Source organism: Gilliamella sp. Gris1-4, from assembly GCF_001690335.1.
Taxonomy (GTDB): domain Bacteria; phylum Pseudomonadota; class Gammaproteobacteria; order Enterobacterales; family Orbaceae; genus Gilliamella; species Gilliamella apicola_P.
This window is the reverse complement of sequence record NZ_LZHA01000037.1, coordinates 15,653-31,104: the sequence shown is the minus strand read 5'-3', so window position 1 is coordinate 31,104 and position 15,452 is coordinate 15,653. Positions and strand designations below refer to the sequence as shown.

At 34.6% G+C, this 15,452-nt stretch carries 18 protein-coding genes; 5 read left to right on the top strand and 13 right to left on the bottom strand.

The genetic code is table 11. The features are described from left to right. Positions 1 to 37: 37 nt before the first annotated feature. The 11 genes from hslU to sucC all read right to left on the bottom strand — a co-directional run bounded on the left by hslU (position 38) and on the right by sucC (position 9,905). Positions 38 to 1,363, bottom strand: a complete 1,326-nt coding sequence (gene hslU / locus A9G31_RS04365; protein WP_065560611.1) for an HslU--HslV peptidase ATPase subunit — start codon at positions 1,361 to 1,363, stop codon at positions 38 to 40. Positions 1,364 to 1,386: 23 nt separating this feature from the next. Beyond that, positions 1,387 to 1,914 carry an ATP-dependent protease subunit HslV gene (gene hslV / locus A9G31_RS04360; RefSeq protein ID WP_025316169.1) on the bottom strand — a complete coding sequence of 176 codons (528 nt, stop codon included), beginning with the start codon at positions 1,912 to 1,914 and terminating at the stop codon, positions 1,387 to 1,389. 147 nt (positions 1,915 to 2,061) lie between these two features. Then, the gene (gene tolA, locus A9G31_RS04355; RefSeq protein WP_065560663.1) at positions 2,062 to 3,192 is read right to left on the bottom strand and encodes a cell envelope integrity protein TolA; all 1,131 of its coding nucleotides are present in this window, start codon (positions 3,190 to 3,192) and stop codon (positions 2,062 to 2,064) included. Positions 3,193 to 3,213: 21 nt separating this feature from the next. Continuing rightward, entirely contained in the window at positions 3,214 to 3,639 is a 426-nt protein-coding gene (gene tolR, locus A9G31_RS04350) for a colicin uptake protein TolR (RefSeq protein WP_065560610.1), read from the bottom strand. Positions 3,640 to 3,641: 2 nt separating this feature from the next. Further along, positions 3,642 to 4,322, bottom strand: a complete 681-nt coding sequence (gene tolQ / locus A9G31_RS04345) for a protein TolQ (protein WP_065560609.1) — start codon at positions 4,320 to 4,322, stop codon at positions 3,642 to 3,644. Next, positions 4,323 to 4,718, bottom strand: a complete 396-nt coding sequence (ybgC, locus tag A9G31_RS04340) for a tol-pal system-associated acyl-CoA thioesterase (protein ID WP_065560608.1) — start codon at positions 4,716 to 4,718, stop codon at positions 4,323 to 4,325. It lies immediately after the preceding gene. A gap of 174 nt (positions 4,719 to 4,892) precedes the next feature. Next, the gene (locus tag A9G31_RS12085; RefSeq protein WP_255306953.1) at positions 4,893 to 5,000 is read right to left on the bottom strand and encodes a cytochrome bd oxidase small subunit, CydX/CbdX family; all 108 of its coding nucleotides are present in this window, start codon (positions 4,998 to 5,000) and stop codon (positions 4,893 to 4,895) included. Between the two features lie 9 nt (positions 5,001 to 5,009). Further along, positions 5,010 to 6,146 (bottom strand): cytochrome d ubiquinol oxidase subunit II, encoded by a 1,137-nt coding sequence (cydB, locus tag A9G31_RS04335; RefSeq protein ID WP_065560607.1) that lies wholly within the window; start codon positions 6,144 to 6,146, stop codon positions 5,010 to 5,012. A 13-nt stretch (positions 6,147 to 6,159) separates the two neighbouring features. Beyond that, on the bottom strand, positions 6,160 to 7,737 hold the full coding sequence (locus A9G31_RS04330; RefSeq protein WP_065560606.1) for a cytochrome ubiquinol oxidase subunit I: 1,578 nt from the start codon (positions 7,735 to 7,737) through the stop codon (positions 6,160 to 6,162). A 98-nt stretch (positions 7,738 to 7,835) separates the two neighbouring features. Beyond that, positions 7,836 to 8,708 (bottom strand): succinate--CoA ligase subunit alpha, encoded by an 873-nt coding sequence (gene sucD / locus A9G31_RS04325; protein WP_065560605.1) that lies wholly within the window; start codon positions 8,706 to 8,708, stop codon positions 7,836 to 7,838. A gap of 24 nt (positions 8,709 to 8,732) precedes the next feature. Continuing rightward, positions 8,733 to 9,905, bottom strand: coding sequence for an ADP-forming succinate--CoA ligase subunit beta (gene sucC, locus A9G31_RS04320; RefSeq protein WP_065560604.1), 1,173 nt, complete (start codon positions 9,903 to 9,905; stop codon positions 8,733 to 8,735). A 178-nt stretch (positions 9,906 to 10,083) separates the two neighbouring features. Here sucC and fldA point away from each other — a divergent pair, with 178 nt between their 5' ends. The 5 genes from fldA (at position 10,084) to cls (ending at position 13,692) form a co-directional block, all read left to right on the top strand. Next, on the top strand, positions 10,084 to 10,596 hold the full coding sequence (fldA, locus tag A9G31_RS04315) for a flavodoxin FldA (RefSeq protein WP_065560603.1): 513 nt from the start codon (positions 10,084 to 10,086) through the stop codon (positions 10,594 to 10,596). Between the two features lie 79 nt (positions 10,597 to 10,675). Further along, a complete protein-coding gene (gene fur / locus A9G31_RS04310; RefSeq protein ID WP_034909755.1) occupies positions 10,676 to 11,134 on the top strand; it encodes a ferric iron uptake transcriptional regulator in 459 nt (152 codons plus the stop codon). A gap of 65 nt (positions 11,135 to 11,199) precedes the next feature. Beyond that, positions 11,200 to 11,742 carry an inner membrane-spanning protein YciB gene (locus A9G31_RS04305; RefSeq protein WP_065560602.1) on the top strand — a complete coding sequence of 181 codons (543 nt, stop codon included), beginning with the start codon at positions 11,200 to 11,202 and terminating at the stop codon, positions 11,740 to 11,742. Positions 11,743 to 11,766: 24 nt separating this feature from the next. After that, positions 11,767 to 12,222 (top strand): acyl-CoA thioester hydrolase YciA, encoded by a 456-nt coding sequence (gene yciA, locus A9G31_RS04300; protein WP_065560601.1) that lies wholly within the window; start codon positions 11,767 to 11,769, stop codon positions 12,220 to 12,222. A 6-nt stretch (positions 12,223 to 12,228) separates the two neighbouring features. After that, positions 12,229 to 13,692, top strand: coding sequence for a cardiolipin synthase (gene cls / locus A9G31_RS04295; RefSeq protein WP_065560600.1), 1,464 nt, complete (start codon positions 12,229 to 12,231; stop codon positions 13,690 to 13,692). 38 nt (positions 13,693 to 13,730) lie between these two features. On the opposite strand, the gene cpdA is transcribed toward cls, so the two are convergent. Together cpdA and nudF are read right to left on the bottom strand one after the other, a co-directional pair. Further along, a complete protein-coding gene (gene cpdA, locus A9G31_RS04290; RefSeq protein ID WP_065560599.1) occupies positions 13,731 to 14,561 on the bottom strand; it encodes a 3',5'-cyclic-AMP phosphodiesterase in 831 nt (276 codons plus the stop codon). Between the two features lie 166 nt (positions 14,562 to 14,727). Beyond that, complete coding sequence (gene nudF, locus A9G31_RS04285) at positions 14,728 to 15,357, bottom strand: ADP-ribose diphosphatase (protein ID WP_065560598.1); 630 nt, start codon at positions 15,355 to 15,357, stop codon at positions 14,728 to 14,730. Positions 15,358 to 15,452 lie beyond the last annotated feature (95 nt).

The following is a 15,452-nucleotide window of genomic DNA, read 5'->3' as shown; positions in this document are numbered from 1 at the left end:
ATCACCTTCACCTTTTCATATTTATACACTAAACTTTTTATAGAATAAACTTGCTTAGATCTTCATCTGCAACAAGCTTATCTAAATGATCGCTTACATATTTAGCATCAATAGTTACAGTTTCTCCACCAAGATCACTAGCTTCAAATGAAACATCTTCCATCAGGCGTTCCAAAACAGTATGCAACCTACGGGCACCAATATTTTCATTTTGCTCATTCACTTGCCATGCTGATTCTGCAATTTTGCGAATACCATCCGAGGTAAAATCGATATTAACCCCTTCAGTTGCCATCAAAGCTTTATACTGAACAGTTAGTGAAGCGTTTGGTTCAGTTAAAATACGTTCAAAATCTTCACTTGTTAGAGCTTGTAATTCAACCCTAATTGGTAATCTGCCCTGTAATTCAGGAATTAAATCAGATGGATTTGCTGTTTGGAAAGCACCAGATGCAATGAACAAGATATGATCCGTTTTAACAGAACCATGTTTAGTCGACACAGTGCAACCTTCAACCAATGGCAAAAGATCTCGTTGTACTCCCTCACGTGAAACATCTGGACCCGACGAATTACCTCTTTTACAAACTTTATCTATTTCATCAATGAAAACTATGCCATTTTGTTCCACAGCTTCAATCGCTTCATGTTTAAGATCATCAGGATTAACCAATTTAGCCGCTTCTTCTTCAATAAGTTGTTTGAACGCATCTTTAATCTTCATTTTACGTGGTTTTGTTTTCTGTCCACCTAGATTTTGAAACATTGACTGTAATTGATTTGTCATCTCCTCCATACCTGGAGGAGCCATAATTTCAACACCAATATTAACACCAGCTAATTCGATTTCTATCTCTTTATCATCAAGTGAACCTTCACGTAATTTTTTGCGAAAAGCTTGTCTTGCTGTTGAATTATTATCTTCAACTTGTCCCCACCCATCTTTAGCTGGCGGTACAAGTACATCCAAAATACGCTCTTCAGCTAATTCTTCCGCTCGATTACGATTGCGTTCAATCGCTTCTTGACGAATCATTTTTACTGCAGAGTCAGTTAAATCTCGAATAATTGAATCAACTTCTTTACCCACATAACCAACTTCGGTAAACTTAGTTGCTTCTACTTTAATAAACGGTGCATGAGCTAATTTAGCTAAACGTCTTGCAATTTCGGTTTTACCAACACCAGTTGGTCCAATCATAAGTATATTTTTTGGCGTAACTTCATGACGTAATGTTTCATCTAATTGCATACGACGCCAGCGATTACGTAACGCAATAGCAACGGAACGTTTTGCTTTTTCTTGTCCAATAATATGTTGATTTAGTTCGCTAACAATTTCACGAGGAGTCATTTCAGACATAGTTAAATTTCTCTTAAATCAGATTAATAATTAAGTTCTTCAATTGTTTGGAAATTATTGGTGTAAACACAAATATCTCCAGCAATCGATAATGATTTTTGCACAATATCATGTGCAGAAAGTGAGGTATTATCTAGTAGTGCTCGTGCCGCTGCTTGCGCATAAGGGCCCCCAGAACCAATAGCAATTAAATCATCTTCTGGTTGGATAACATCGCCAGTACCTGTAATAATCAATGACGCACTTTCATCAGCAACAGCAAGTAGTGCTTCTAGTTTACGTAGCATTCTATCTGTTCGCCAATCTTTAGCAAGTTCAACAGCGGCTTTGGTTAAATGACCTTGGTGCATCTCTAATTTTCGCTCAAACAGTTCAAACAGTGTAAAAGCATCTGCTGTACCACCAGCAAAACCTGCAATAACTTTGTTATTATATAAACGACGAACTTTACGAGCATTTCCCTTCATAATAATACGTTCGCCTAACGTAACTTGTCCATCGCCCCCAATAACTACTTGCCCTTCACGACGGACACTGACAATTGTTGTCATATTCTGCTCCTTCTTTCACTTAAGTAACTTGATTTGGAATGAATAGACTATATATTGGGATGATTAATTTAATTTCAACATTTCAATTTGGAGGTAATGATAATTTATTTTAAAAATTATCAAAGAATATAACGTTCACAAACAAAACTATTTTGGTTGAAAGTCAATTGTCATTGTTTTTACTTGATTATAAAATGTGCTTGCAGGTTTTGGAATGATAGCAAGTTTAGTCGCAGAAAGGGCTTCTCGACATAATGCATCATCACCACCTGTTGCGCTAACATCAAGTAATAGACCATCTGGTGCAATTTGAATTTCTAATACGCAATTCCGACCACTATATAATTTATTAGGATTAATGAATTTATTACTGATGGCATTTTGAACTAAGGATTTGTATTTATCTAACTCCCCATCTGAAACACCTTTACGACTAGCAGCTCCTCCAGATGGATTAGATGTGCCAGATGTTAGCCCGCTTAATAAATTATCAAGTTCTTTATCTTTTTTGGCTTGCGCAGCTCTTTTAGCTTTATCCGCAGCTGCCTTATCTGCAGCAGCTTTTTCAGCGGCTTGCTTTTTTGCTTGTTCTTCTTTCTCCTTAGCTAACTCAGCTTGCTTTTGTTCATTTTCAATTCGCTGCTTTTCAATAATTTCCTGTTCAGCTTTAGCTTTCGCTTCTTGTTCAGCTTTTTGTTTAATTAACTCTTCTTGTTTACGTTGATTTTCCTCACGTTGCTTTTCTAATAGCTCTCGCTCAGCTTTTAATTTAGCTTCTTGTTCAGTCTTTTGTTTAGCTAATTCCGCTTGCTGTTGCTCTAAACGCTGTTTTTCAGCTTGTCTCTGTTGCTCTTCTAACTGTTCTTTAGCTTTACGCTCATCTTCTTCTTTTTGTCTTGCAATCCGTGCTGCCTGTGCAGCCTCTGCTTCTTTTTTTTGTAGTTCTTCTACTTTTAAGCGCTCTCTTTCTAACTCTTTAAGTCGTTGCTGTTGAGCTAGTTGTTGTTCTTGTAGCGCTTGAGCTTGCTCTTCTATTTGTTGCTGTCTTTGCTTTTCGGCTTGTTTTTGGCTAATCTGAGTTTTTAATTGTCTTTGATATTGTTCGGCCATTACAGAAGGATCTACCATAATAGCATCAATAGAGTGACCATTAACACTACCATAATTAGCATCATTGTTATACATAGCTCGGTAACCCAAAATGATAATTAAAATCATATGTAATATGATGGATATTACAATCGCTATACTTAATTTTGAATTTGACTTATGAGACATTGCTGACATCTTTTATATTATTTAAATTGGTTGAGTCATTAATCCTACAGACTTAACACCCGCAGATTGTAATAAATTCAAAGCTTTTATAATTTCTTCATATGGAACATCTTTAGCACCTCCAACTAAAAAAACAGCCTTTTCATTAAGTGACATTTGTTGCTTAACTTCTGCAATAATTTTTTCTTGTGGTAAATTAGCTTGACGATCCTGATCAATGATCAATGCATAAACCCCCACACCAGACACTTCAATAATGATTGGTTTAGTTTCTGAAGGCGAAACTGTTTTAGATTCCGATGCTTCCGGTAGATCAACTTCAACACTTTGACTAATAATTGGTGCTGTTGCCATAAAAATAAGCACTAATACTAAAAGCACATCGAGTAATGGTACTATATTTATTTCTGATTTAGTTGAATAACGAGAACGTCTGTTTCTGCTCATAATTATTTCCTAACAGCAACTGCTTGACGTTGTAATATTGCAGAAAATTCGTCAATAAAGTTAAGATAACTTTGTTCTATTCGGCTCACACTAAGTGATAAACGGTTATAAGCAAGTACTGCAGGAATAGCTGCGAATAAACCAATTGCAGTTGCAATTAACGCCTCTGCAATCCCTGGTGCAACCATTTGTAATGTTGCCTGTTTAACTGCGCCTAAAGAAATAAATGCATGCATAATCCCCCAAACAGTACCAAACAAACCGATATATGGACTAATAGAACCCACTGTACCTAAAAAAGGAATATGTAATTCAAGGATATCAAGTTCACGATTCATAGCCAAACGCATAGAACGGGATGCTCCATCTAAGGCTGATTCTGCCATATTTGGATTAATTTGATACAGCCGTGAGAACTCCTTAAAACCCGAATAAAAGATATGTTCTGTACCACTAATATCTTCTTTATGAAATTTCGCTTTATCAAATAAAACATTTAAATCATCAGCAGACCAAAAGCTATTATCAAATTCCTCGACCTGTCTTTTAGCTTTTCCAAGAATTTTACTTCGTTGAAATATAATAGCCCACGACATAACAGAAAAAGTAAGTAGTAACAACATCACGCATTGTACCAACAAACCTGCTTGTAAAAACAGATCAATAATATTCAGATTTTCCATTTATATAAACTCCAAAACTAATAATTTAGGAAGCCCGCATGGCTTCATCTTAACGATATCTACACAGGCAATCAGCACATCTGCTGTGCTGATAACTTGTTCATTTTGATTAACAATAGTCTGTTTGAAAACAATAGACGCCTTGCGAACTTGATCAATCCTAGTACTAATAGTCAACATATCATCTAGACGAGCTGGGAAATGGTAGTTAATATCCATCTTCTTGACAACAAAAGCAATATCTTCTTGTAATAAGGTTTGTTGGAAAATACCAAACTGTCTTAAAATTTCAGTCCTTGCTCTTTCAAAAAAAGCTAGATACCTAGCGTGATAAACTACACCACCAGCATCTGTGTCTTCATAGTAAACTCTAGCACTCCAATTGAACTGTTTCATACCTAAATCATACTAATTAAATTTGGTGCTATTATATCTAAATATAAAGTTCGCTGCACTATGATATAAAAAACAACAAATGAAAACAATTATCATTTTCATTTTATTTTGACTCCTCAACTAATAATTTAAAAGGCAACTAATTGTCACCTTTTTATTGATTTTTAATCAAAATTATTTGTTATTAGATTCTTTTTCGCTGTCACGTTCGACTAGCAAGCCCGTAACAACCGATAGCATGCATGCAGCAATAATTCCTATTAACCATAAAACGTAATACATAATAGTTCCTTAATAAAGAGAATGTTTATTATTTTCGATATGATTTTTATCCAGTCTTCCAAACATTTTTATATATGACCAAATAGTGTATAGAAGAACAATTGGTAAAAATATAAGAACCACAATAAACATAATATTAAGTGTTAATTGACTTGAAGATGCATCCCAAATTGTCAAACTTGCATTTGGCATAATGCTTGAAGGCATAATAAATGGGAAAGTTGCAATACCGTATGTAAATAAAACACACGCAATTGTCAATACTGATGAAATAAATACCAATGCATTTTTGTTTAAACTAGAAAAAAGAATAGTAAACAATGGTAACACTATACCTAAAGCAGGAACTATCCATAAAACAGGACAATTTATATAATTAGCTAACCACGAAGCATCAGTAGAAACTGTTTTAGTCAATGGATTCGATGCTGCATTATAATCAATCACACTAGTAACTTCATAACCATGGATACCAAATGCAACCCAAACTCCAGCTAAAACAAATGCAATTAGCATAACTAAACTAGCAATCTGTGTAGCCTTTCTAGCTCTTAAATAAAGTTCCCCTGATGTTTTCATTTGTAACCAAGCACCACCATGAGAAACAAATAACATTAAGCTAACAACTCCAGTCAATAACGCAAAAGGATTAAGCAAACCGAAGAAGTTACCATCATAAAATACACGATAAGAGTTATCAAATCGGAAAGGAACACCTTCTAATAAGTTACCAAAAGCAACACCAAAAACTAATGCCGGCACAAAGCTACCTGCAAAAATTCCAGCATCCCATAAATTTCGCCATTTCGAATTTTCTAGTTTACTACGATAATCAAAACCAATTGGTCTAAAAAATAACGCACAAAGAACTAAAATCATCGCAATATAAAAACCAGAAAACGACGCAGCGTATACCATTGGCCAAGCAGCAAATATTCCTGCACCAGCAGTAATTAACCAAACTTGGTTACCATCCCAATGAGGAGCAATTGCATTAATCATAATGCGACGTTCTGTATCAGTTTTACCAATAAACGGTAATAAAATACCGACGCCCATATCAAAACCATCTGTTACAACAAAACCGATTAAAACAACACTAATCAGCACCCACCAGATGACGCGTACAATCTCGTAATCAATCATTGTGTATACTCCCCTATGTCCTATCTGTTACCGGTTGTGTTTTTTCATAATGATAGTTTCCTGTACCTAAAGAACTCGGTCCTAAGCGAGAAAACTTAAACATTAAGAATAATTCAGCAATTAAGAACAGTGTATAAAGTCCACAAATAAGAACCATAGTGAATAACACTTCACCAGCTGTTAATGATGAATTTGCTACTCCAGTCGGTAAGATGTCTTGAATAGCCCAAGGTTGACGACCATACTCAGCAACAAACCACCCTGATTCACATGCTAACCAAGGGAACGGTAAAAAAAGAATTAATATGCGGTGTAACCAACGCTTTTCACCAATTTTATTTTTATAAGTGGTCCATAAAGCAAACCCAGTACCAAAAATCATTAATACACCAAGGCCGACCATAACTCTGAAAGCCCAGAATAGAGGCCAAACTGTAGGAATTGAGTCTTCTACCGCAGCTTTTATATGCTCTTCAGTAGCCTGAGGTATAGCCAAATTATCACGATCAGTAAAACGTTTGACTAAATAACCATAACCTAAATCAGATTTATTATCTTCAAAAGCTTTCAGTACATTAGGATCTTGATTACCCTGATGGATTTTCTCCAAATTACTATAGGCTAAAATGCCATTGCGAATTCTTGTTTCATTATTTGCTAAAATATCTTTTAATCCTGTTACTTGAGTATCAAGTGAACGAGTGGTCATTATTCCCATAACATATGGGATCTCTATTGCAAACAAGTTTTCTTTATTGCTTTGTGATGGAAAAGCAATAACATTGAATGATGCTGGGGCAGGTTGAGTTTCCCATTCTGCTTCGATTGCAGCAAGTTTAGCTGGCTGGACAGTAGTCATCTCATGGCCAGCTTCATCGCCCATGATTGCCACAACAATTGACATAATAAACCCAAATGTGGCTGCAACGGCGAAAGAACGTTTAGCAAAGGCAACATCACGTTTTTTTAACAAATAGTAGGAACTAATACTTAAAATAAAAATAGCCCCTGTTAGATAACCTGCCGCAACAGTATGAACAAATTTATATTGAGCAACTGTATTAGTAATCAACTCATAGAAATTAGCCATTTCCATGCGTGAATTAATAGGGTTAAATTCAGAACCTATTGGGAATTGCATCCAACCATTAGCTACTAAAATCCAAAGAGCTGAAAGATTAGAACCAAATGCGACACACCAAGTCACCATTAAATGTTTACCACGGCTTAATCTATCCCAACCAAAGAAAAATAAACCTACCATGGTTGATTCTAAAAAGAATGCCATTAAGCCTTCAATTGCTAATGGTGCACCAAAAATATCCCCCACATAATGTGAATAATATGACCAATTAGTACCAAATTGAAATTCCATGGTTAAACCTGTTGCGACACCTACTGCAAAGTTGATACCAAACAGTTTACCCCAGAATTTGGTCATATCTTTCCAGACTTGCTTACCACTAACAACATATACCGTTTCCATAATTGCTAGCATAAACGCCAATCCTAGCGTTAATGGAACAAAAATAAAATGATACATTGCAGTAAGAGCAAACTGGAGGCGTGAAAGTTCTACTATATCTAGCATAAACGCTCCCTAATCCTTAAATGCTCACAAATTTTTACGTTATTGTCGGGTATTATACACCGATAATTAAAGAATAAAATTGATATACATCAAAAAAATTATATTTTAATTTGTTTTTTTACTGCATCACCTATATCGGTAAGGCTTGTTACAACTGTAATGCCTGCAGATTGCAATGCTTTAGATTTTTCTACTGCGGTTCCTTTCTTTCCTGAAATAATTGCACCTGCATGCCCCATGCGTTTTCCTGATGGAGCTGAAACACCAGCAATATAAGCTATAACAGGTTTAGTTACATGTTTTTTAACATATTCAGCAGCTTCTTCTTCAGCACTACCACCAATTTCACCTATCATAACAATAACTTCAGTTTTAGGATCTTGTTCAAGCAGCGCTAAAATAGAAATAAAATCACTACCAGGTATAGGGTCACCTCCGATACCGATACATACGGATTGCCCTAAACCAATATCTGTTGTTTGTTTAACCGCTTCATAAGTTAACGTTCCAGAACGCGAAACGATGCCAACCTTTCCTGCACGATGAATATGTCCAGGCATAATACCAATTTTACATTCATCAGGAACAATAATACCAGGGCAATTTGGTCCAATCATTACGACATCATTTTGTTGTAACTTTGCCTTAACAACAAGCATATCTAGAGTTGGAATACCTTCAGTAATACAGACTATTAGCTTAATGCCTGCATCAATCGCTTCCAAAATAGAATCCTTACCAAATGCTGCTGGTACATAAATAACACTAGCTGTTGCACCAGTTGCAACAACCGCTTCTTTAACAGTATTAAAAACAGGTAAACCTAAATGGGTTGTTCCACCTTTACCTGGCGTCACACCACCAACTAACTTAGTACCATAGGCAAGCGCTTGTTCAGAATGAAAAGTTCCCTGACTACCAGTAAATCCTTGACAGATAACTTTTGTTTCTTTATTAACTAAAATTGACATAATAACTATTCTCCATGCGTCCTATTATTTGGCAACAGCAACAATTTTTTGGGCCGCATCTAGTAAACTTTCGGCAGTAGTAACATTTAATTTACTTTTAGCTAAAATTTCTCGAGCAAGCTGTGCATTGTTACCTTCAAGGCGAACAACAACAGGAACAGTAAGACCTATTTCTTTAATTGCACTGATAATTCCATCGGCGATTAAATCGCAACGAACAATACCACCAAAAATATTAACCAAAATCGCTTTCACGTTTTTGTCAGATAATATTAACTTAAATGCTTCAGCAACACGCTCTTTCGTTGTGCCACCCCCAACGTCCAAAAAGTTAGCAGGCGAACCACCATGTAGTTTAATAATATCCATAGTTGCCATCGCAAGACCTGCACCATTAACCATACAACCAATATTGCCATTTAAAGATACATAGCTAATACCTTGTTTTGCGGCAATTGACTCACGTTCATCTTCTTGAGTTGTGTCCCTTAAAATATTTAAATTAGGATGTCTAAAAATGGCATTATCATCTAACACAACTTTTGCGTCCAAACAAATTAGTTCATCGGAATCAGTAATCACTAATGGATTAACTTCAGCTAATGAAACATCATTTTCTAAAAATAATTTTGCAAAATTAACAAATAACTTTGTAAATTGATTAATTAATTTACCTGTTAATCCCAATTTGAACGCAAGTTCACGCCCTTGGTAAGCACAGGGGCCAGTTAATGGATCAAGTGAAGTCTTATAAATTAAATATGGAGTTTTTTCTGCAACACTTTCAATATCAACACCACCTTCTGTCGAAGCCATAATTACTACACGCTTGGAACTACGATCGACCACTGCTCCTAAATAAAGTTCTTTCTGAATATTAGATGCTTTTTCAATTAAAATCTTATTAACTGGTTGACCTTTATCTGTAGTTTGATAAGTAACTAGATTTTGCCCTAACCATTTTTCAGCAAATTGCATTATTTCACTATAGTTTTGAGTACAAATAACACCACCAGCTTTACCTCGTCCCCCTGCATGAACTTGACATTTAGCAACCCAAGCTCCTAAATTTGATCCTGAAGATAATTCAGCTAATGTATCTTGTATTTCACCGATTGAGTTACAAACATACCCTTCAGGTACAGGCAAATTATATTGTTTAAAAAGATATTTAGATTGATACTCATGCAAGTTCATAATGAAATTCCACAGCCTAATTTAATATAAAAAATAGGCAATAATTTTAATGCAAGATAAATAAATTGTATAGCACATAATAACTTATGTTCTGTGTAATTTAGAATTATTGCTGATAATAAGTGACAATGATATACTCCTAAAATAATTTAATATCATAGATAGCAAAGGTACAAATATGAAACAAGTTGGTATTTTTTTTGGTAGTGATACAGGTAATACAGAAAATGTAGCAAAGCAAATCCAACTCATTTTAGGTAGTGACAAAGCTGATCTTTTCGACATTGCAAAAGCCACTAAAGAAAACATTGAACAATACGATTACCTATTTTTCGGTATCCCAACTTGGTACTATGGCGAATCTCAGGCTGACTGGGATGACTTTTTTCCTAATTTAGAAAAAATTGATTTTAGTGGTAAAACAGTAGCTATCTTTGGTTGTGGCGATCAAGAAGACTATGCAGAATATTTCTGTGATGCTATGGGAACACTCCGCGATGTTATTGAACCTAAAGGAGCAAAAATTGTTGGTCAATGGTCAACCGAAGGTTATAGTTTCGAAGCATCTAAAAGCTTAGTTGATGACACTCATTTCATTGGTTTAGCCATTGATGAAGATCGTCAACCAGAATTAACTGAAGAACGTATTAACAATTGGGTAAATCAAGTCAAAACAGAAATGAAAATTTAGTCTATTGAAATGATTTCTTTTATTTACCGTACATAGTTCCTATAATGAATTATGATCAATAAATTAATTGGGAAGTAATATGACAAATCATGATAATGATAATAACGAAGCACTCAAAAGCGCTGGTTTAAAGGTTACGTTACCACGATTAAAGATTTTAGAATTATTACGAGATCCTTCGTGCCAACATATTACAGTAGAAGACCTTTATAAAAAATTACTTAATATGGGTGAAGAAATTGGACTTGCAACCGTTTACCGTGTTTTAAATCAATTTGATGATGCTGGAATTGTTACTCGCCATAACTTTGAAGGTGGCAAAGCTGTATTTGAACTAGCAACACAACAACATCACAATCATTTAATTTGCTTAGATTGTGGCGAAGTATTTGAGTTCCGTGATGATATTATCAATGCTAGACAAAAAGAGATCGCAGAACAATATGGTGTTAATTTAACTTTTCACAGTTTATATCTGTATGGACATTGTCAATCGGGCGATTGCAAAGCTCACCCTGAACTTCATCACAAAAAATAAGCCTATTCCAATAGGCTTTTTATTTAAAAATATCTATTCATCTTTTGTGCTAGGATAATAATTGAATGAAACAACTTTTAAATTTTATTCCTCTTGTATTCTTTTTTGTCTTTCTAACCATGTATGATGTTTTTGTTGGCGTTCAAGCATTAATGATCGCTGCTACAGCATGTTTTCTTCTGATTCTTATTTTATATAGAAAACTAGATAAAGTAGAGCTAATTTCTTATCTAATGGTTATGGTTTTTGGTGGATTCACACTCTACATGCGTGATCCTAACATCATTAAATGGAAAGTAACTATTATTAATTTTTTATTCGCCTCAGCATTATTAGTTAGCCAATTTTTTTTCAAAAAAAACCTACTTCAAAAAATGTTAGGGAAAGAAATACAACTAGAGACAAACATATGGAATAAATTAAATTTATTATGGATCTTCTTTTTTATATTATGTGGCACCATTAGTTTAGGCGCGACCTATTACATGACAGATGATTTCTTTTGGATATTTAAAGTATTTATTTTACCTGGTGCATCCTTACTATTATCGTTGATATCAGGTATCTATATCTATAAAAATATGAATAAAGATACAGAAAACAAATAAATTCTACACACGGAGTATTTTAGCATGACACAAAATATAGCCCCTAAAGGTCAATTGGTACTTAGAACGTTAGCGATGCCGGCTGACACTAATCCGCATGGGCACATTTTTGGTGGATGGATAATGTCTCAAATGGATCTCGCCGGAGGTATTTTATCTAAAGAAATAGCAAGAAACCGAGTTGTAACAGTTAATGCTAGTAGTATTACATTCTACAAACCTGCAATGGTTGGTGATGTTGTTTGTTGTTATGCACATTGTATCAAAACCGGAAAAACCTCTATCACAATTGGTATTGAAGTTTGGGTTAAAAAAGTCATAGATACATCTGATTCGACACAACGGTTTTGCATAACAGATGCCGTATTCACATATGTTTCAGTCGATAAGCATAATAACCCAAAACCATTACCAGAAGTATTTCAGAATTATGATTGTACTAAAGATCCAATAACCAAGTTAAACCTAACTGATAGCTAATTAAATATGCAATTTACCTCATTTCATGCATTAATTAGTACTTTGATCTTCCTTATTTATTGGTTGATCATTGTTTCAACAACATTACGGATTGTCTTTAAACGAAGACCTACAACTTATGTTATTGCATGGATGCTGGTTATTTATATTTTACCGCTTGTTGGTGTGATTCTTTATTTTTCACTGGGCGAAGCTCACTTAGGTCAGCAACGTGTTAAACGCGCACAAAAAATGCGCCCAACTATTTCCAAGTTTATTAACCAACTAAGTGACTTTCCTGACATATTCACCAATAAAGTTAGCCAAGTCAGCAAACCAATTTTTCAACTCTGTAAACATCAAACTGGTCTTGATGGAATCAATGGTAATCATATTGAGTTACTGAGTGAAACAAACATGATTTTTGATCGTTTAATTGATGATATAAATAAAGCAACATCAAATATCGAAATGGTATTTTATATATGGAATGAAGGAGGTCGTGCTGATGAAGTCGAACACGCACTTATTCAAGCAACTAAACGAGGTGTAACTTGCCGATTAATGGTTGATTCTGCCGGTAGTAGGCATTTTATAAAAAGTAATGCTAGTAAAAGAATGCGTGCTGCAGGCATCATCATTGTCGAAGCCTTACAAGTAAATTTACTTCGATTTATGTTTAGGCGATTAGACTTACGTCAACACCGCAAAGTCGCTATTATCGATAACTATATATCTTATACTGGTAGTATGAATATTGTCGATCCGAATTTCTTCAAACAAAATAAACATGTTGGCAAATGGGTTGATATCATGGTCAGAATGAATGGTCCTGTTACAACCCTTATGGGTGCTCTCTATGCCAGTGATTGGGAGCTAGAGACCGGAAAATATTTAGCACTACCAAAAATTACTGATTTCGCTGAACCACCTGAAGATAATAAACACATTATGCAATTAATTGCATCGGGTCCGGGTTATATGGAAAACATGATCCACCAAGTATTATTAACAGCAATTTATTCGGCACAAGAACAAATTATTTTCACTACACCTTATTTAGTACCAAGTGATGATATTTTACATGCTGTATGCACAGCTGCACAGCGAGGTGTTGAAGTCATCATCATCATTCCTAAAAATAATGACTCATTAATGGTAAAATGGGCAAGTCGAGCATTCTTTTCTGAATTATTAAACGGCGGAGTAAAACTCTATCAATTCAATGATAATTTGCTACATACCAAAAGTGTTTTAATTGACAATCAATTAAGTCTTGTCGGAACTGTCAATTTAGATATGCGCAGTTTATGGCTTAATTTTGAAATTACAACTGTGATTGATGATGCAGAGTTCGCTAAATCTTTATCAAATCTTTTACAAAAATATTTATCTAATTCAGATGAAATAAACACCAAAGAGTGGAATCAACGCCCTATTTGGCAACGCATAGTCGAGCGGCTTTTTTACTTTTTCGCACCTTTGTTGTAATTATTAACCTATTTTAAACTTATTATGATTACTAACTACTAATAACCATTTTGAGAAACATCTGGCAAAAACTGATTATCCTTTAATCGATAAACATCACTATCAATAGAACCATCAATATTAAGTGTGATTTCTCGCCAACCCGGTGCATCGTCACTTGATAATTGAAAATCATAACATTTAGGTTTAAATTGAAAACAAGTTGAAGGAGTTGAAAACGCCTTACAATTATGCCAGACATAATCTTGTTTTTGATGAATGTGTCCCCACCCAATCCCTTTTACATTGGAATGTTTTTGAATAATTTCCTCTAATTGGTCACTATTCTTCAAAATATGATGATCTAGCCAGTGACAACCAGAATTAACTGGATGATGGTGTAAAAAAACTAATGCGTCTCTATATGGATGTTCAGTTAAAACATTATGTAAAAACTTGAGTTCAGATTCAGGTAAAAAACCATAAGCCTGACCAGAAACTTGGCTATTCAATAAAATAATCAGCCACTTATCTCCTAACAAAACTGCTTTATTGTCAGCAAAATGATAATTTGCAAACACATCTTGCATATACGCATAATTATCATGATTGCCAGCCAACCACACACAAGGGGTGTCAAACTTAATTATTTGTTCTGCAAAACGCGCATAAGCTTTTTTAGAGCCATCTTGTACAAAATCACCCGTTGCTACAATTAAATCAAACTTCTTATTACTACGTTCAATTTCATTTATAACTGCTAGAAAGCTTGCATTAGAATTAACGCCAAGCAATGAGCCATTGTCATCAGCAAAAAGATGAGTGTCAGTTATATGTAATATTTTACCGCAATTTGTATTACGGATTGGAAGTTTCAGAAATGACTCCAAAATTCACCCCAATTGTCTATTAATCTATAATCATGGTTAATAATGTCAACAACACAATAGACATTGTGACTGAAAAAACAATTTATTATAAATCCTAGCATTCTATTAAAGTGTAAAATAGTTCTCACATTTATGAAAGAAATAATTAAAAATGATGCCTAAAAAGTTATTTCCACTCTTTTCTTAATAGCTCATGATTAAGTTCTAACCACTGAAGGGCAATAATTGATGCAGCATTGTTAATAACTCCATCTTTAACCCATTGATAAGCTTGAGATCGACTTACTACATGAACTTTAATATCTTCACTTTCTTCGTCAAGACCATGAATGCCTTCAGCGGTTGATGAGTCAACTTCACCCACCAAAATGTGCAATTGTTCAGTTAAACCTCCAGGAGATGCTAAATAACTGATGATGGGTTTACATCGACCAATAACAACTCCCGCCTCCTCCATTGCTTCACGTTTTGCTACTTCTTCAAATGATTCATTTTCATGATCCATCATACCAGCAATAAGTTCTAGTATCCAAGGGCTATCTTGGGTTTCAATAGCAGCAATCCGGATTTGCTCAATTAGCACAACTTCATCACGTTTTGCGTCATATGCTAAAAGCACAACCGCATGCCCACGTTCTAAAATTTCACGAGTAACAATCTCACTCATTGAACCATCAAATTTTCGATATTGAAAACGATATTCAAACAAAGAAAAAAAACCTTTATACAAAATTCTTTTCGTAAGATTAAACACATCATTTTTGTCAAAATTTACCAGATTGTTGTTAATTTTCATAAAAGATCCCGAATTTAAACTGAATTTGAATAAAAAGTGCGAATGACGCACAAACTATGCTTACTATATACTAATTATCTGTTAAAATTACGCCA